Annotated in this window: 16 protein-coding genes; 9 read left to right on the top strand and 7 right to left on the bottom strand. The window is 68.8% G+C overall.

All coding sequences use genetic code 11. The annotated features are described in order from the left end of the window. Positions 1-54 precede the first annotated feature (54 nt). Positions 55-1,902: a serine/threonine protein kinase gene (locus tag LTV02_RS20815; protein WP_233033065.1), complete on the bottom strand. Its 1,848-nt coding sequence runs from the start codon at positions 1,900-1,902 to the stop codon at positions 55-57. A 315-nt stretch (positions 1,903-2,217) separates the two neighbouring features. Between LTV02_RS20815 and LTV02_RS20820 the strand changes: the two genes are divergently transcribed. From LTV02_RS20820 to LTV02_RS20835, 4 genes are all read left to right on the top strand, one after another. Next, positions 2,218-2,991, top strand: coding sequence for a deoxyribonuclease IV (locus LTV02_RS20820; RefSeq protein WP_233033067.1), 774 nt, complete (start codon positions 2,218-2,220; stop codon positions 2,989-2,991). 103 nt (positions 2,992-3,094) lie between these two features. Beyond that, positions 3,095-4,051: a TauD/TfdA dioxygenase family protein gene (locus LTV02_RS20825; RefSeq protein ID WP_233033069.1), complete on the top strand. Its 957-nt coding sequence runs from the start codon at positions 3,095-3,097 to the stop codon at positions 4,049-4,051. Between the two features lie 161 nt (positions 4,052-4,212). Continuing rightward, entirely contained in the window at positions 4,213-5,424 is a 1,212-nt protein-coding gene (locus LTV02_RS20830) for a CaiB/BaiF CoA transferase family protein (RefSeq protein ID WP_233033072.1), read from the top strand. Next, positions 5,421-6,350 (top strand): beta/alpha barrel domain-containing protein, encoded by a 930-nt coding sequence (locus LTV02_RS20835; protein WP_233033073.1) that lies wholly within the window; start codon positions 5,421-5,423, stop codon positions 6,348-6,350. Before LTV02_RS20830 ends, LTV02_RS20835 begins: the two co-directional genes overlap by 4 nt. A 17-nt stretch (positions 6,351-6,367) precedes the next feature. Here the strand turns inward: LTV02_RS20835 and LTV02_RS20840 are convergent, their stop codons facing one another. Continuing rightward, complete coding sequence (locus LTV02_RS20840; RefSeq protein ID WP_157762535.1) at positions 6,368-6,613, bottom strand: hypothetical protein; 246 nt, start codon at positions 6,611-6,613, stop codon at positions 6,368-6,370. Between the two features lie 305 nt (positions 6,614-6,918). Between LTV02_RS20840 and LTV02_RS39290 the strand changes: the two genes are divergently transcribed. Together LTV02_RS39290 and LTV02_RS20850 are read left to right on the top strand one after the other, a co-directional pair. Next, the gene (locus tag LTV02_RS39290) at positions 6,919-7,446 is read left to right on the top strand and encodes a hypothetical protein (protein ID WP_269821543.1); all 528 of its coding nucleotides are present in this window, start codon (positions 6,919-6,921) and stop codon (positions 7,444-7,446) included. A gap of 87 nt (positions 7,447-7,533) precedes the next feature. Further along, the gene (locus LTV02_RS20850; RefSeq protein WP_233033075.1) at positions 7,534-8,589 is read left to right on the top strand and encodes a hypothetical protein; all 1,056 of its coding nucleotides are present in this window, start codon (positions 7,534-7,536) and stop codon (positions 8,587-8,589) included. An 84-nt stretch (positions 8,590-8,673) separates the two neighbouring features. Here LTV02_RS20850 and LTV02_RS20855 read toward each other — a convergent pair whose 3' ends face one another. Next, positions 8,674-9,801 (bottom strand): acyl-CoA dehydrogenase family protein, encoded by a 1,128-nt coding sequence (locus LTV02_RS20855; RefSeq protein ID WP_233033077.1) that lies wholly within the window; start codon positions 9,799-9,801, stop codon positions 8,674-8,676. 9 nt (positions 9,802-9,810) lie between these two features. Then, on the bottom strand, positions 9,811-10,980 hold the full coding sequence (locus LTV02_RS20860; RefSeq protein WP_233033081.1) for an acyl-CoA dehydrogenase family protein: 1,170 nt from the start codon (positions 10,978-10,980) through the stop codon (positions 9,811-9,813). A gap of 163 nt (positions 10,981-11,143) precedes the next feature. On the opposite strand from LTV02_RS20860, the gene LTV02_RS20865 reads away from it, so the two are divergent. Further along, complete coding sequence (locus tag LTV02_RS20865; protein WP_233033083.1) at positions 11,144-11,863, top strand: hypothetical protein; 720 nt, start codon at positions 11,144-11,146, stop codon at positions 11,861-11,863. A 59-nt stretch (positions 11,864-11,922) separates the two neighbouring features. Here LTV02_RS20865 and LTV02_RS20870 read toward each other — a convergent pair whose 3' ends face one another. Continuing rightward, on the bottom strand, positions 11,923-13,710 hold the full coding sequence (locus tag LTV02_RS20870; RefSeq protein ID WP_233033085.1) for a DEAD/DEAH box helicase: 1,788 nt from the start codon (positions 13,708-13,710) through the stop codon (positions 11,923-11,925). Between the two features lie 158 nt (positions 13,711-13,868). Here LTV02_RS20870 and LTV02_RS20875 point away from each other — a divergent pair, with 158 nt between their 5' ends. Both LTV02_RS20875 and LTV02_RS20880 read left to right on the top strand, forming a co-directional pair. Continuing rightward, complete coding sequence (locus tag LTV02_RS20875) at positions 13,869-14,786, top strand: carbon-nitrogen hydrolase family protein (protein WP_233033087.1); 918 nt, start codon at positions 13,869-13,871, stop codon at positions 14,784-14,786. Between the two features lie 54 nt (positions 14,787-14,840). Next, positions 14,841-15,467 (top strand): phosphoribosyltransferase, encoded by a 627-nt coding sequence (locus tag LTV02_RS20880; protein WP_233033089.1) that lies wholly within the window; start codon positions 14,841-14,843, stop codon positions 15,465-15,467. Positions 15,468-15,474: 7 nt separating this feature from the next. On the opposite strand, the gene LTV02_RS20885 is transcribed toward LTV02_RS20880, so the two are convergent. After that, the gene (locus tag LTV02_RS20885; protein WP_233033092.1) at positions 15,475-16,002 is read right to left on the bottom strand and encodes a gamma carbonic anhydrase family protein; all 528 of its coding nucleotides are present in this window, start codon (positions 16,000-16,002) and stop codon (positions 15,475-15,477) included. Between the two features lie 25 nt (positions 16,003-16,027). Beyond that, complete coding sequence (locus LTV02_RS20890; protein WP_233033094.1) at positions 16,028-16,699, bottom strand: alpha/beta hydrolase; 672 nt, start codon at positions 16,697-16,699, stop codon at positions 16,028-16,030. Positions 16,700-16,916: the final 217 nt, after the last annotated feature.

A 16,916-nucleotide genomic window follows, 5' to 3' on the forward strand; every position in this document is an offset into this window, starting at 1 on the left:
CCAGAACGAGACGGCCGCGAACCTTGGAGTCGGCGGGCTGCACGAGGCCGGAGTCTAGTTCAGCGGAGCCGAACGCCACCAGCGCAGTACGTCGTCCATGGAGTCGTAGACGCCGTCGGTGTACATGAGGTACTGGCTGCGGTTGGCGTCGCCGGTGAAGGCGGTCACCAGGCGCGGCTGGTTGTTGTCGGTGAACTGGTAGTTGGTGTAGGTCTTGCCGCCATTGGTGTCCTGCGACTTCTTGTCGGCGACCAAGCCGTCGACCACCGCCTGCGCCTTGGCCGAGGACGGGTAGGCGATGAGCCGGTAGAACGGGTCCTTGTAGTCGCCGCCGCCCGAGCAGATCCACTGCACCGACCAGTCGCCGAAATCGGGTTCGCCGTCGGACTTCTCCGGCGGGCTCGACGATTCGTAGAGATAGCAGTTGGCGCTGTTGTAGCCGAGTTCACCGGTCTTGGTGGTCGGCACCATGCGCGGGAATTCCTTGCTCAGCGAGGACCAGTCGACATTCTTGGCGGTGCCCGAGCCGCTGGGCGCGGACGAGCCGGAGCTGCCCGAACCGCTGTCGCTGCCGATGGCGGCCAGGCCGATGAGCGCGACCACGGCCAGCACCAGCACGCCCACCACGATCGCGATGATCAGCCCGGCATTGGACTTCTTGGGCGGCATGGGCGGACGGCCGCCGGCCATCGGGTTGATGCCGGGCGGGCGGGTGCCGGGCGGCACCGGACCGGACGGGCGGGTGTAGGCATTGCCGGGCGGCGTGAACTGCGGGTTGGTGGCGCGGCCGGTGTAGGTGCCGGCCACCGGCTGCGGGGGCGGCGTGGCCGTATTGACCTGCGGGCCGGACTGATACGGCATGGCATTGGCGGTCGGGTTCGGCGGCGCGGTGTGCATGGAACCGGCGGTCGGCATGGGCTGTCCGCCCGTGTGCAGGTGCCCGCCGGTCGGCATGGGCATACCGGTCGGCAGCTGGCCCGCCGTCATCGGACCGGCGGTCGGCCCCTGCCCCATGATCGGCATGGGCGGCGCGGTCCGGCCCACCAGCGGCATGGCGGGGGCGCTCGGAGAGGCCAGCGCGCGGCGGGCGGCGGCCGCGAATTCGCTACAGCTGGGGAAACGTTCGTCGGGCCGCTTGGCCATGGCCTTGGCCAGCACCAGATCCAGCGACGGCGGCAGGCCGGGCCGGGCCGAGCTGAGCGGCGGCGGCGGATTCTGCAGATGCCCCTGGATGACCGCGGCCGGATTGGTGGCCGAGAACGGGCCCGCGCCGGTGAGCAACCAGAACAGCGTGCAGGCCAGGGAGTACTGATCCGAACGCCCGTCCAGCGCCGAACCGGTCAGCTGCTCCGGCGAGGCGTAGGCCAGGGTCGCGGTGAAAGTGCCGGTCTGCGTGAGGTTCTGGCCCTGATCGTCGCGCAGGCGCGCGATGCCGAAGTCGGTGAGGTAGACGCGCTCGCCCTTACCGCCGGTGGACCGCGCGAGCAGGATATTGGCGGGCTTCACATCGCGGTGCAGCACCTCGTTGCGGTGCGCGTAGTCCAGCGCGTCGCCGACCTCGGCGATGATCTGCACGGCCCGCTCCGGCGGCAGCACCAGCGGATTCACGCTCGCGGCATCGACACCGTCGATGTACTGCATGGAGATCCACATCTGGCCGTCTTCGAGCCCGCGGTCGTAGACGGTGACGATATTGTGGTGGTCCAGGCCCGAGACCAGGTCCGCCTCGCGCTCGAAGCGCGCGCGAACCTCCTTGTCGAACACCATTTCCCGGTTCAGCAGCTTGAGCGCCGTCAGCCGGGGCAGCCGCGGATGCTTGGCCAGATACACCGAGCCCATGCCACCGCGCCCGAGCTGCCGCTCGATGACATACTCGGCGAAAACGTCACCGTTGGACAGCATGACTACTTCCCACTTCCCACGTCACGCGCCAGGACCCACCGGCACGCGCCATACCGCAAATGATCGGCGTGATCGAGCTCGGACCGACCCGAGAAAACACGCAAACCATAGCAGGCGTGCAGGTCGGCCGTAGTTTCGTCGATACTTCGGCCGGTGCCATTGGCTGACAAGCGCATTCACCCCCCTGGATCGGGTCGAAAGGACAGATTCCTACCGATCTATCTCCCCACATCGCGCTTACGCAACACTGAAGATTCGCTTGTACCGCCGCGTGATCCCGCGTCCCTGTCGGTGCTCGGCGATACGCTGGCATCCATGCGCCTTGGAGCTCACGTTCGTATGGACAGCGACCCCGTCGGCTTCGGTGAGAAGCTGGGGGCCGACGTCATCCAGATGTTCGTGGTGGACCCGCAGAGCTGGGAGAAGCCGAAGCCGCACCCGCTGACCGAGGAGATCAAGGCCAGCCCCATCGAGGTGGTGGTGCACTCCTCGTATCAGATCAATGTGGCCAGCCTGAACAACCGGCTGCGCATGCCCTCGCGCAATGCGGTGGCATTGCAGGCGCAGGCCGCCGCCGATCTCGGGGCGTTCGGGCTGGTGGTGCACGGCGGGCATGTGCGCAAGGACGACGAGATCGTGGAGGGGATCCTCAACTGGCGCAAGCTGTTCCAGCGCCAGGAGGACAAGGGCGGGTTCGCGGTGCCGATCCTGATCGAGAACACCGCGGGCGGCAATCACGCCATGGCGCGGCACTTCGACGATATCGCCCGGCTGTGGGAGGCCGTCGGCGACTTCGGGGCCGGGTTCTGCCTGGACACCTGTCACGCCTGGGCGGGCGGTGAGGAGCTGCTCGGGGTGGTGGACCGGATCAAGGCCATCACCGGGCGCATCGACCTGGTGCACCTGAACTCCTCGCGCGACGAGTTCGACTCCGGGGCGGACCGGCACGCCAACCTCGCCGACGGGACCATCGATCCGCAGCTGCTGGTCGAGGTGTGCAAGGCGGTGGGGGACGCGCCCATCGTGCTGGAGACGCCGGGCGACGGCGTGGCCGACGACCTGGCCTACCTACGCGAACACGTCGGGTAACGCCTTTCGATCCCGCTGATCCTGAACCTGTTTCAGCGGTGCGCCCGGTGGTGTTCTGGGTACGGCTCAACCGAGCCGGACTCCTCCGGGCGAAAGGCATTGCATGTCCGTCGATTACGCATCCGACACCTCCACCGTCACCGTCGTGAAGCTGGGCAGCAAGATCGGCGCGCGCATCGACGGCGTGAAGCTGGGCGGGGATCTGGACTCGGTGACCGTCCAGGCCATCCAGGACGCGCTGCACCGGCACAAGGTGATCTTCTTCCGCGGCCAGGAGCATCTGACCGAGGACGGGCAGCACGAATTCGCGCAGCTGCTCGGCGCCCCCACCACCCCGCATCCGACCGTCACCTCCAAGGGCGTCAAGTCGCTGCCCATCGATTCGGAGTACGGCCGCGCCAACAGCTGGCACACCGACGTCACCTTCGTGGACCGGATTCCGAAGGCGTCCATCCTGCGCGCGGTGCACCTGCCGCCCTACGGCGGTTCCACCACCTGGGCCTCCACCGTTGCCGCCTACGAAGCGCTGCCGGCTCCGCTCAAGGCGCTGGTGGAGAACCTGCGCGCGCGGCACACCAACGCCTACGACTACGCCGCCGACCGCACCGAGATCGAGCGCGGCGAGAACGATCAGGTGACCGCCAATATCAAGGCGTACCGCGAGGAATTCCAGTCCACCTACTACGAGACCGAGCACCCGGTGGTGCGCGTGCACCCCGTCACCGGCGAACGCGCCCTGCTGCTCGGCCATTTCGTGAAGAACTTCGTGGGCCTGTCCGCCGCCGAATCGCAGGCGCTGTTCCAGCTGCTGCAGCACCGGGTCACCCGCCTGGAGAACACCACCCGCTGGAACTGGCAGCTCGGCGACGTGGCGATCTGGGACAACCGCGCCACCCAGCACTACGCCATCGACGACTACGACGGCCAGCCGCGCCGCCTGACCCGCATCACCCTGGCCGGCGATGTGCCGGTCGGCGTGCACGGCGACGAATCCACCATCATCACCGGCAATGCCGAGCACTACTCGATCATCGAGGAAGTGACCCCGAAGGCGGCCTGACGCCGCGGCCGGACAACGGCATTCACCTCACACGGCCCGGTTCGCGGTTTCTTGCGTGCACCACGAACCGGGCTCCAGGCCGGTGCGACGGGCATCCTCATCGATCTCCCCCGTCGCACCGGCCTGTTAGTGTTCGCGCGCTTTCTCTAAGGTTTGTGACCATGGAGATTCGGCCGCTCGATGGCGTGCGTGTGCTGGAGTTGGGTAACTACGTCGCCGCACCCACGGCGGGCCGGATGCTCGGGGACTTCGGGGCCGAGGTGATCAAGGTCGAGCGGCCGAAAACCGGTGACGAGCTGCGGAATTGGCGGCTGTACGGTGGTGACACCTCTATGCTGTACCGGACCGTTAACCGGAACAAGAAGTCGATCACGCTGGATCTGCGCACCGAGGCGGGGCGGGCGATCGTGCTCGATCTGATCAAGCAGTGCGATGTGCTGCTGGAGAACTTCCGGCCGGGGATGCTGGAGAAGTGGGGGCTGGGGCCGGAGGTCTTGAACGCGGCCAATCCCGATCTGGTGATCACCCGGATTTCGGCGTACGGGCAGACCGGGCCACTGGCGCAGCGGCCGGGGTTCGCGGCGGTGGCCGAGGCCGTGGGCGGCTTGCGGGAGCTGGTCGGGGATCCGGATCGGCCGCCGGTGCGGGTGGGGGTGTCCATCGGGGATTCGATCGCGGGGATCTACGCGGCGTTCGGCACCGTGATGGCGTTGTTCCAGCGCGAGCGCACCGACGGGCGAGTTCCCTTGGACCGGCGCGTCATCGATGTGGCGCTCAATGAATCGATCCTGTCGGTGATGGAGTCGCTGGTGCCCGACTATCTCGCGTACGGGATCGTGCGCGAGCGGGTGGGCGGGCGCATGGAGGGCATCGCGCCCAGCAACGCCTATCCGACCAGCGACGGCTACTCGATCATCATCGGCGGCAACGGCGATGCCATCTTCCAGCGGTACATGCAGGTCATCGAGCGGCCGGACCTGGCAGCCGATCCGGAACTGCAGGACAATGCCGGGCGCTGGCGTAATCGCGACCGGCTCGACGCCGCCATTGCCGACTGGTCGCGGCTGCGCACCCGCGCGGAGGCGCTGAAGGTCCTGGAGGACGCCGCCATTCCGTGCGGGCCCATCTACACCGCCGCCGATATCGTGGCCGACGAGCAATACCGGGCGCGCAATATGATTCAGCCCTTCCGGGTGGACGTGGGCGAACCCGAACCCAAGGAGGTCGGGTTCCCGGGCATCGTGCCGGTGATCGGCGGGCAGTCGCTGCCCATCCGCAATGTCGGGCCCGACCTGGGCGAGCACACCAGCGAGGTACTGTCCGGGCTGCTCGGCCTGTCCGATGCAGAAATCGAAGCGCTGGAGGCGAAATGACCGCGATCCTGCGAGACGTGACGCTGCGCGACGGCTTGCAGCTCACCGGCAAGGTGCTGCCGACCGAGCGCAAGGTGGAGATGGTGCGCGCGCTGCTGGGCGCGGGCGTGCCGGAACTGGAGATCGGATCCATGGCACGGCCGGATCTGGTGCCGCCCATGGCCAATACCCTCGAACTGGTCGCCGCGCTGACCCCGCGGGAGCTGGAACGCTGCTGGCTGTGGGTGGCGACGCCGCGGCACGTGGAGAAGGCCGCGGCGGCCGGGGTGCGGAACTTCCAGTACTGCTTCTCGGTATCGGATTCGCACAACAAGGCCAATATCGGGCGCACCACCGAGGACAGCGTGGCGGCCATGCCGGATGCCGTCCGGATCGCCGAGGCGGCGGGCGGGCGGCTGCAGCTGTGCCTGGCAACGGCTTTCACCTGCCCGTTCGAAGGGCCGGTGGATCCGGCGCGGGTGCTGGGGATCGCGCGTGATCCGCGCACCGCGGGCGCGGCGGACATCGTGCTCGCCGATACGCTCGGGCAGGCGTATCCGGGTCAGGTGTCGGCGCTGGTGGCGGCCGTCGCCGGACAGGGACGATTCGGGCCGGAGGCCGGGCGGCGCATCGTCTTCCACGGGCACGACACCTGGGGCATGGGCGTGGCCAATTCGCTGGCCGCCATCGCCGCCGGCGCGGGCGTGGTGGACGGATCGCTGGGCGGGCTCGGCGGCTGCCCGTTCGCGCCGGGCGCATCCGGCAATACCTCCAGCGAGGATCTGCTCTTCGCCACCCGGCCGCAATGGTTCACGCCGCCGGTATTGGCGACTTTGGTCGATTTGTCGGAAAAGTTGCTGAGCGAACTCGGCGAACCGAATCGTTCCCGCACCGCGGAGGGAAGTCGTTCGAAAGCCGCTGCTTTCGAATGGGTCATTTCCCGATAGGAGATATTTGCGAAAAATTAGCCAGTGGCGTCGGCGCGGAGTTTCAAGAGCACCAATCCGGCGGTGCAGGCGAGAATCAAACCCGCCACGGTAATTTCCACGTGTAGTCCGGCAATGCCGAGAACGGCGCCCGTGATTCCCCCGAGGAAGATCAACCACGCGACGGTGCGGGCCAGGATTGCCGACAACCGCGCCGGCCCGGTGGCCGCGGGTTCCCCGGTCTGCGCGGCGGCGCGCATCGGAGATGTCGAGAATGCACCCATCATCTACTCCTCGATGACGCTCACCCGCGGGTCGCGATTCATCGGCGCGCCTCTCGGCAAATTTCGAGCGTCTCACGTGTAACTTTGGACACACATTACGGCTCCGCAACGAAAAGTCCATGCGACACGTGCGCACAACACGCGGACTTTACTGATTCGATATCTGAATCATCGCTGTTTGAGATGCTGCCGTATCCGGTTAATTCGGGCGCGCCCGTCGAATATTCGTACCGACCACCCGCCTGGCACCGTACTAGCACCTCCGTTAGGGTGAGCCCACTCGACACGAATCAGGAGTGCCCACAATGGACGGCAGCAACGCCGGCGCGGACGCGCGCGACGCCCTACCGTCGCGCCCCCTGCCCAAGCCCGTGGCCTATGCCGCCATCGGCGTGGGCGCGGTCTCCGCGGGCCTCGTTCTCATCGGCGCGTGCGGCCTCGGCGGCCAGGACGTCTATGTGGCGCCGCCGCCCATGAACGCTAATCTCCAAGTGGCGGAGACCGTCTCGTCCGGCACCACCACCCCCGCCGTGATCATCCCGCCGTCCCCCTCCTGGCGCGTCGCCGCCGACCAGCCCCCGCGCCGACCCCGCACCACCGTCTCCGAAACGGACTCCCCCGACGCCGACCCCAGCGGCGACACCACCACCCGCACCACCCCCTCGCGGCCCACCACTTCCCGCACCACCCGGCCGCGTCCCACCACCACCGAACCCGCCCCGCCCACAACGGATCCGGTGCGCCCGACCACCACCGAGGCACCGCCCACGGAACCGGCCGCGAGCACTTCCTCCGCCGCCCGCCCCGCCACCACCGCAGCAGACGACGAGTAAGCCGACACCTCGGTCTGCCCGGCGCTACCCGGGAGGACGGGCCGCCCCCGAATGCGATCGCCGGATTGTGGGAGCGGGGGTGGGCGTGTGAGCATCGGCCGGGTGAAGTACACGCAGGTTCCGCCGCTCGACGTCGTGGCGCTCGGTTCTGCCGTGACGGACGGCGAGGTGGAGTCGTTGCCGGATGCGCGGATCGCGATCCGGACGCCGGGACTGCTGCGGGTATTCGATCGGGAGGAATTCTTCGAAGGCGATGCCGCGGAGCCGATGTCGGAGTTGCGGCTGGGCGAAGGCGAGCGGGGAGCGCCGTTGCCGGATGGCGGATTCGTTGTCGCCGACGGGAATTCGGTGCGGGCGGTGACGCGGGGCGGGAGTACGCGGTGGCGGTTGGCGCATGATCCGTGGCATGGATCCGGTGAGGCGCTGGGGAATCCGGCGGTGAGTGCGGACGGGGCGCTGGTGAGCGTGTTCGTGCCCAATCTGGCCAAGGATTACACCGGAGGCCGGGCTTGGCTGGCCGATGACATCGCGGTGCTGGATGCCGCCACCTGTGCGGTGGTCGAACGGGCTGCGGCGCAGGGGACTTCGCAGCGGGAGGTGCAGCGGTGGCATCCGGAGCGGGCGCGGCTCGCCATATCGATGTGGGTGCCCTGGGGTGGGTGGATGACCTGGTGGGGGCTGGCGCGGGAGGGCGGGTTCCGGTTCGTCGGCGGGGCGCAGTCGCTGGTGCCGGTGGGGTTCTTACCTGGCACCGACCGATTGGTTACTCGGCGCTGGCCGGACTTCCCCGGTGACGAGGAAGACGATTTCGAAGAACTGGCGATCTACGACATCGCCACGGGTGCGCCGATCGCGCAGTTGGACACCACGGAATTGAACGAGAACGCCTGCGCGGACGACTTTCCCGAGGATGCGGTGCTGGACGCCGATCGGGTGCTCACCGTGCTGCGTCCCTCGGAGCCGCACGCCTCCGGCCCGGCTCGGCGCACCCATGTGCACTGGGTGCTGGACAGCGCCGAACTGCGGCCGCTCGGGCAGGTCCACTACCCGGTGCCGGCGGGCGAATCGGTGATCGCGCTCGGCGACGGCACCTGGCTCACCCGCCACGGTGACGAGCTGCACCGCTGGCGACTGACGGCGTGATCGGCCCGGACGTGCTACCGCGAGCGGAAACGACCGTGCCCGTTCCGAATCCGGAACGGGCACGGCAGCAGTCACGAGAGCCGATCAGAACTCGACCAGGCTGTAATCGCCGATCTTGTCGCTGAGCACGCGCAGGTGCTCGAGATCGCTGCCCAGGGTGCGGGCGATGGCGGTGAGGCGCGCGACGTAATGGCTCACCGGATACTCGGTGGTGATGCCGATGCCGCCGTGCATCTGAACCGCCTCCTGCCCGATGTGCCGGGCCGCGCGGCCGACCTGCAGCCGGGCTCGCGAACCCACCACCGGATCGGTGATCCCGTCCGCCAGCGCGGCGGTCGCGTAGTAGCTCATGCTGCGCGCCAGTTCCAGCGACACGTACATGTTCGCCGCCCGCTGGGTGAGGGTCTGGAACTTCGACAGCGTGACCCCGAACTGCTTGCGGGTCTTCAGGTATTCGGTGGTGAGCCGGAGCGACTCCTCCATCGCGCCCAGCGATTCGGCGCACAGGCTCGCCTGAGCCTGTGCGGTGACCGCGTCCAGCGCCGCCGTGGCATCGGCCAGTCCGCCGAGCAGTTCGCCTGCCGCGCCGTCGAATTCGAGTTGCGCGCCGCGGCGCTCGTCGAAGGTGCGGTACGGCGTGCGGGTCACGCCGGCGGCATCGGCGGCGACCAGGAACAGGCCCAGTCCGCCGTCGGGGAGGGTGGCGCTGACCACCAGTTCGTCGGCGCAGTCACCGTGCGGGACCGGGTTCTTGACGCCGGTGAGCGCGTAACCGTCGCCCTGCGCCACCGCCTTGGTGCCGAGTTCGGCCGCGGGCCAGCGGGTTCCGGGCTCGGAGTGGGCGAAGGCCAGCAGTTTCGTGCCCGCCACCAGTTCCGGCAGCACCCGCTGCTTCTGCGCGTCGGTGCCGGCCTGGGCGATCAAGCCGCCCGGCACCAGCACGGCGTCCAGCACCGGTTCGGGCGCATTGCGCCGCCCGATCTCCTCCAGCACGACCATGACCTCGACCGGTCCCGCGCCGACGCCGCCGTCCTCCTCGCTGAAAGCCAGTCCCAGCACGCCGAGTTCGGCGAGCTGGTTCCAGACCTCGCGGCTCCAGCCCAGTTCGGTGTCGGTGACCTTCAGCCGGGTCTCCGGGTCGTAGGCCCGCGCGAGCAGATCGCGGACGGTGTCGCGGAGCATGACCTGTTCATCGGTGAGTTCGAAATCCATGGCGGCGGCTCACAATCCGAGGATGGTGGAGGCGATGATGGTGCGCTGCACCTCGCTGGAGCCTCCGTAGATGGTGGTCTTGCGGTAGTTCAGGTACGCCGGGCCGGTGCGCTGCGCCCAATCGGGCGAGGCGGTGCCGGCGGCCTGGACGGGCAGGGCGTCCGGGCCCGCGATATCCAGCAGCAGTTCGGTGGCCGCCTGCTGCAGTTCCGAACCGCGCAGCTTCAGCACCGAGGACGCCGGATTCGGTTTGCCGTCACTGGAATTGGAGACCACGCGCATGAGGGTGAGCTCCAGCGCCAGCAGTTCGTTCTCCAGTTCCGCGACGCGCGCCGCGAACACCGGATCTTCCAGCAGCGTGCCGGAACCCGACTTGGTCTGTGCCGCGTACTCCTTCGCCACCCCCAGTTTGACCTTGGTGCGGCCGACGCCGGTGATGCCGGTGCGTTCGTTGCCGAGCAGGAACTTGGCGTAGGTCCAGCCCATGTTCTCCTCGCCGACCAGCTGATCGGCGGGGACCCGCACGTTCTCGAAGAAGACCTCGTTGACCTCGTGATGCCCGTCGATCAGCTTGATCGGCCGGATGGTCACGCCCGGGGTCTTCACATCGAAGAGCAGCATCGAGATGCCGGCCTGCTTCTTGGCGTTCGGATCGGTGCGCACCAGGCAGAAGATCCAGTCGGCGTACTGCGCCAGCGTGGTCCAGATCTTCTGGCCGTTCACGATGTAGGAGTCGCCGTCGCGCACCGCGGTGGTGCGCAGCGAGGCCAGGTCGGAGCCGGCGTCGGGCTCGGAAAAGCCCTGGCACCACCAGATGTCGAGATTGGCGGTCGGCGGGAGGAAGCGCTGCTTGAGCTCCTCGGAACCGAACTGCGCGATGACGGGACCGATCATCTGGGCATTGAAGGTGAGCGGTTCCGGGACCGAGGCGAGCTGCATCTCGTCCTCCCAGAGGTGCCGCTGCATGGGGGTCCAGTCCTTGCCGCCCCACGCCACCGGCCACTTCGGGACCGCCAGGCCGTGCTCGTTGAGGATTCGGTGGGTGGTGACGATGTCGTCCTTGGACAGTTCCAAGCCGTACTTCACGCGGTCGCGGATCTCCGCCGGAATCTCGGTCCGGTAGAACTCACGCAGCTCATCCCGGAATTTCACCTCTTCTGGTGAAAGCGAAAGCCTCATTGCCTCTCCCAGTGTCGCCGTGGTTACGCCAACAAACTTACCCCCCGGTAATGGCTGGAATGTCGCTCGGATCACACCGACCGGACGGCTCGACCGCTCGAGCGGCCAAGCCTCCTGGTAGGTTGCCCGAAAACCGGTATCCGAGTTCGCAGGAGCAGTACGAGTGAACCGTAGGACCTTGACCCAGCGCGCCGCGACCACCGTCGCCCTGGCCGCCAGCGCGATCGTCCTCGGCGCGCACACCGCCGCCGCCGAACCGCAGCCCACCCCCGTCGAGCGGGCCATCGCCGATCTCACCACCGCGGCGGGCGACAATGCCGACGCCAAGACGGCGCTCGAAGCCACCGCCAAGACCGCCAAGCTGCTGTCCGCGGTCAAGCTCACCAATGTCGCGGGGGCGGTTCCGGTTTCGTTCGCGCCGTTCAGTTACCAGGCGCCGACCATCGGCTGCGGCAGCAATCTCCCGTTCACCATGACCGCGGCGTCCGCCATCTCCGGCACCGACGGTCCCGACAACGGGTTGAACACCCCGCCCGGCACCCTCCGCTTCCAGGCGGCCCCGGTGCATTCGGGTATGCCCCTGGCCTCCGGCCTGAGCGTGATGTGGCTCAATGTGGCCAACGGGCGCAGTGGGATCAACGCGCTCGACGATATGACCGAATACAACCTGCCGGCGCTGACCAAGACGGTCGATTCCGGGGCGGGCACCATCGTGGCCTCGCTGTGGGGGTCCATCGACTACCCGGCCGCCCGCTGCCTGGTGCTGCCCACCGTCGGCCTGTTCACCGTCGCGGAACTCCCCAAGGATCCGGCGCAGGGCCAGACCTCTTCCGGCTCGGCCGATTCCGGCTCGGGCGGCGCGAGCACCGGTTCGGCCAACTGACCGATCCCGGGACACGAAAAAGGGGTGTGGGGACTCGGTCCCCACACCCCTTCTCGTTGCTAGAAGCGCGGCTTGCGGCGCGGCTCCGGGCGCTTGCCCTCGCGGCGCGGGGCACGGCTCATGGAGCGCATTCCCGGCGGGCCCTGGTCCAGCTGCAGCTGGATCAGCTGACCGCTGATCCGGGTGCGGCTCAATGCGTTGAGCGTCTCCGACGACAGATCGGCGGGCAGCTCGACCAGCGAGTGATCGGGCCGGATGCTGATGTGGCCGAAGTCGCTGCGGCGCAGGCCGCCCTCGTTGGCGATCGCGCCGACGATGGCGCCGGGCGCCACCTTGTGCCGCTTGCCCACCGAGATGCGGTAGGTGACCAGCTCCGCGCCGGACTGGCGGTGCCGCGCCGGACCCGGCTCGCGGCGCTCACGCGGGCCACGCTCGTCGAACGCACGCGGGGTGCGCTCGCGACGCTCGCGCGGGGCGGGCTCCGGATCGGGCTCCATGAAGAAGTTCGCGCCGTCGTAGGACCCGACCGCGAGCGCGGCCGCGATATCCACGAGCGGGATGTTGTGCTCCTGCTCGTAGTCCTCGATCAGCTTGCGGAACAGGGCCAGATTGTCATTGGCCAGGTTCTCGGTGATGGTGTCGCCGAACTTCTGCACGCGCTGCGCGTTCACGTCCTCGACCGACGGCAGCTGCATCTCGGTCAGCGGCTGACGGGTCGCGCGCTCGATGGCATCGAGCAGGCGGCGCTCGCGCGGGGCCACGAACAGCAGCGCGTCGCCATTGCGGCCCGCGCGGCCGGTGCGGCCGATGCGGTGCACGTAGGACTCGGTGTCGTGCGGGATGTCGTAGTTCACGACGTGCGAGATGCGCTCCACGTCCAGACCGCGCGCCGCGACATCGGTGGCGACCAGGATGTCGAGCACGCCCGACTTCAGCTGCCCGATGGTGCGCTCACGCTGCGCCTGCGCGATATCGCCGTTGATGGCGGCCGCGGAATACCCACGCGCGCGCAGCTTTTCGGCCAGCTCCTCGGTGGCCTGCTTGGTGCGCACGAAGATGATCATCGCCTCGAAGGGCTCGACCTCGAGGATGCGGGTCAGCGCGTCCAGCTTGCGCTGATACGACACCGGCACCCAGCGCTGCGTGATGTTGGTGTTGGTGGTGGTCTTGGTCTTGACCGTGATCTCGACCGGATCCTTCAGGTACTGCTTGGAGATCTTGCGGATCGCCGGCGGCATGGTGGCCGAGAACAGCGCCACCTGCTTCTCGTCCGGGGTGTCGCGCAGAATGCGTTCGACGTCGTCCTGGAAGCCCATCTTGAGCATCTCGTCGGCCTCGTCGAGCACCAGGAACTGGAGCTGGGTGAGGTCGAGGGTGCCGCGCTCGAGGTGATCGATGACGCGGCCCGGGGTGCCGACCACCACCTGGGCGCCACGCCGCAGACCGTTGAGCTGGACCGCGTAGTTCTGGCCGCCGTAGATGGGCAGCACGTGCAGGCCGGGCATGTGCACGGCGTACCGGCCGAACGCCTCCGCGACCTGGATGGCGAGCTCGCGGGTGGGGGCCAGCACCAGCGCCTTGGGCGCCTTCCCGGAGGTGTCCAGGTGCTGCAGGATCGGAATCGCGAACGCGGCGGTCTTACCGGTGCCGGTCTGCGCGAGGCCCACCACGTCCGCGCCCTCGAGCAGCGGCGGAATCGTCGCGGCCTGGATAGGCGACGGCGATTCGTAGCCGACATCGGCGATGGCCCGCAGAATGCGGTCATCGATCCCGAGATCGGCGAAGGACGGGCCGGTCGCGTCCCTCTCGTCGTGGCTGGGTTCGCTGTCGGCCGGTGAGGTACTCATTGACCAGGAGTTTACTGCCTGCTAGTAGTCGGCCCGACCATCGGGCCAATACGCTGGATGTCGTGCATCCGGACAACCCGCCCGCGCCCCCGTCCACACCGGCCGTTCGGTCTGCTTCTGGGGAGGTGCACAGCGAACCCGTTCCCGTCCGAAACTACGTGACAGGCGCCGTCGCGGCCACCGAAGCGGGCAGCTCGGGAGCGATGGCGACGCTGGTCCCCGAGCCCGCCGAGACCCCCGCCGGACCCACCGCCGAGACCCCCGCCGGCGCGGTCGACATCGCCGTCCTGCAATTCGCGCCCGGCGACGACACCGTGGCCAATCTCACCGCATTGCGCCAGGAGGTGAAGGCGGCGAGCGAACTCGGAGCGAAGGTGGTGGTGGCCCCCGAGTACGCCATGTTCGCCACCAAACGCCTGGACCCGCGGGTGGTGGAGATCGCCGAACCGCTCACCGGGCCGTTCGTCAGCGGATTGCGCGGCATCGCAGCCGAATTCGGGGTGCACGTGGTGGCGGGCGTCGCCGAAGCGCCCGGCGGCGACGCGCCGGTGGGGCGCATCTACAACACGCTGGTCGCCGCCTCGCCCGATGCCGAGTTCGCCGCGATCTATCGAAAAGTGCATCTCTACGACGCTTTCGGTGCCCGGGAGTCGGAGTTCCTGCTGCCCGGGCCGCTGGACGCGCCGCAGCTGTTCACCGTGGACGGCGTGGTGTTCGGCATGCAGACCTGTTTCGATCTGCGCTTCCCGGAAGGCATTCGCCGGGTCGCGGCGGCGGGCGCGCATGTGCTGCTGCTGCCCGCGCAGTGGATTCCCGGGCCCGGCAAGGTCGATCAGTGGACGACGCTGCTGCGGGCGCGGGCCATCGAGAACACGATTTATGTCGCGGCGGCCAACCAGGCGTCGCCGCTCGGGTCGGGCGCTTCCCTGATCATCTCCCCCACCGGGACCGTGCTGGCCGAACTGGGCGAAGCCCCGGGCATCGCCACCGCGCACCTGGATCTGGGCCACCTCGGCGAGGTCCGCACCACCAATCCCAGCCTGTCGCTGCGGCGTTTCAGCATTCGCGGGGAGTAGCGGCCGCCGCAGAGTTCCGCCCGGGAGTCCCGGGCGGAACTAAAATCGGGGGTGATGATCTATCCGGATCGGGGGGCTGCCGGGCGCGCGCTGGGTGCGGTACTCCTGGACCTGCGGGCGGCGGACCCGCTGGTGCTCGGACTGCCCCGGGGCGGGGTGCCGGTGGCGGTCGCGGTGCGGGAGGTCATCGGCGGGGAGGTCGACGTGCTGCTGGTGCGCAAGCTCGGGGTGCCATGGCAGCCGGAACTCGCGATGGGGGCGATCGGCGAGGACGGGGTGCGGGTGCTCAACGACGACGTGGTGCGGCACACCGGGGTCACCGAGCAGCAGATCGCGGCCGTCGAGCAGCAGGAGCGGGCCGAGCTCGAGCGGCGGCGGCGGATCCTGCGGGCCGAACCGCCGATTCCCTTGAAGGACCGGAATGTGCTGATCGTGGACGACGGGATGGCGACCGGGGCCACCGTGGCGGTCGCCTGCGAGATCGCGCGGCTGCACGAGCCGCGGCTGGTGATCGTTGGGGTGCCGGTGTCGTCCGCCGAAGCGCTGCAACGGATTCGGGCGCTCGCCGACACGGTGGTGTGCCCGCTGGTGCCGCGCTTCCTCGGCGGAGTGGGCGCGGCGTATCGGGATTTCCATCAGCTCGGCGATGCCGAAGTGGTGGCGCTGCTGCATCCGGCCTGACGCGCGGTCAGCGAATCTCGGTGATGCCCTTCAGATGTCGTTGCGCCAGCTCGGCGTAGAAATTCGGGTTGATTTTCACCCACATCTCCGCGGGCGTCCCCGCGAGCGGCTTCTTCACCTGCGCCGGCGACCCCGCGGCCAGCACCCCGTCCGGGATCTCCGCGCCCGGCGGCACCAGCGAATGCGCGGCGATCATGGTGCCGCTGCCGATCTTCGCCATGTCCAGCACGGTGGACCCGTTCCCGACGATCGACTCGGCGCCCAGGGTGGCGCCGTGGAACACCACCGAATGCGCGATCGTCGACCCCGCCCCGATCTCCACGGTCACATCCTGCGGCACATGAATAACCGCGTTGTCCTGCACATTCGCCCGCTCGCGAATGATGATCGGCGCGAGGTCGGCGCGTAGCACCGCCCCGTACCAGACCGAGGCCCCCGCCTCCACCCGCACATCACCGATCAGGGTCGCGGTGGGCGCGATGAACGCCGTCGGATCCACGGTCGGCCGCTTGCCTTCGAACTCGTAAAGTGGCACGCCCCACCGTAACCCCTTGCCACCCCTAACGGTTCGAGATCATCCGCCCGATCCACCCCGCGATATCCGCCGTGACCTCCGCCTGCACCGGCTCGTGCAACAGATCGTGCCCCGCATCCGCATACTCCCGGAACTCCGCCCCGGCCGTCCGCGCCCACTCCCGCACCGGATCGATCGGCGTCCGCCGATCATCCACCCCGTGGACCACCAGCACCGGCAACCCCTCCGGCAGCCGCGGCGCCGCCCCCGTCCACCCCGCGCCCGCTCCCGCCCCGCGCGCCGACTTCGGCGGCTCGCCCCGCAAGATCGTCTGCGGCGTCCCGCAAACCACCAGCCCCGCGGGTACCCCGACCAGCCCCGAATCCAATGCTCCCAACGCCGTAGCCGCCCCCAGCGAATGCCCCATCAAAACCACCGGCACCCTCGCGCCCTCCCGCACCTCGGCCACGAACCCCGCTGCATCACCACACAATTCACGCAACGTCCCCGGCCGTTCCCCCTCCCCCTCACTCAACCCCTGCCCAGCCGTATCCAAAGCCCACAACTCCACCCCCGCCTCCCCCAACCCCTTCGCGAACCGGTGGTAGTGCCCACTGTGCTGCCCGCTCCCCGGCAACAAAGCCACCACCGCCCCCGCCTCCGCGACCGGCCACCGGCGGTAATGCAGCCGCCCACGGCCACTCTCGAAATAAGGCATCCCGCGATTGTGACAAAACCACCCGACCTGGCGCCCCGCTGCCCCTCGCCGGAGACCGGGACCGCTTCGGTACCGGCGGCGGGCGCACGGAGGTGTTCCGGGTGACGAGGTCGGCGGGTGCGGGAACCTCGGGTTCGGCAAGGTTGACGCGGCGATGAGTGGGGCGACACGCCGAATTGGGTGGCGGGGTTTGGTGGTTCGCGGGGGCGGGGAGCGG

The sequence above is a fragment of the Nocardia yamanashiensis genome, assembly GCF_021183565.1.
In the GTDB taxonomy this organism is placed as follows: domain Bacteria; phylum Actinomycetota; class Actinomycetes; order Mycobacteriales; family Mycobacteriaceae; genus Nocardia; species Nocardia yamanashiensis.

Coding starts and splice junctions, on each gene's coding strand:
- LTV02_RS20860 (WP_233033081.1), bottom strand. CDS start 10,980: ATGAGGCTTTCGCTTTCACCAGAAGAGGTGAAATTCCGGGATGAGCTG.
- LTV02_RS20825 (WP_233033069.1), top strand. CDS start 3,095: ATGTCCGTCGATTACGCATCCGACACCTCCACCGTCACCGTCGTGAAG.
- LTV02_RS20890 (WP_233033094.1), bottom strand. CDS start 16,699: ATGCCTTATTTCGAGAGTGGCCGTGGGCGGCTGCATTACCGCCGGTGG.
- LTV02_RS20855 (WP_233033077.1), bottom strand. CDS start 9,801: ATGGATTTCGAACTCACCGATGAACAGGTCATGCTCCGCGACACCGTC.
- LTV02_RS20815 (WP_233033065.1), bottom strand. CDS start 1,902: ATGCTGTCCAACGGTGACGTTTTCGCCGAGTATGTCATCGAGCGGCAG.
- LTV02_RS20820 (WP_233033067.1), top strand. CDS start 2,218: ATGCGCCTTGGAGCTCACGTTCGTATGGACAGCGACCCCGTCGGCTTC.
- LTV02_RS39290 (WP_269821543.1), top strand. CDS start 6,919: ATGGACGGCAGCAACGCCGGCGCGGACGCGCGCGACGCCCTACCGTCG.
- LTV02_RS20870 (WP_233033085.1), bottom strand. CDS start 13,710: ATGAGTACCTCACCGGCCGACAGCGAACCCAGCCACGACGAGAGGGAC.
- LTV02_RS20840 (WP_157762535.1), bottom strand. CDS start 6,613: ATGGGTGCATTCTCGACATCTCCGATGCGCGCCGCCGCGCAGACCGGG.
- LTV02_RS20830 (WP_233033072.1), top strand. CDS start 4,213: ATGGAGATTCGGCCGCTCGATGGCGTGCGTGTGCTGGAGTTGGGTAAC.
- LTV02_RS20835 (WP_233033073.1), top strand. CDS start 5,421: ATGACCGCGATCCTGCGAGACGTGACGCTGCGCGACGGCTTGCAGCTC.
- LTV02_RS20880 (WP_233033089.1), top strand. CDS start 14,841: ATGATCTATCCGGATCGGGGGGCTGCCGGGCGCGCGCTGGGTGCGGTA.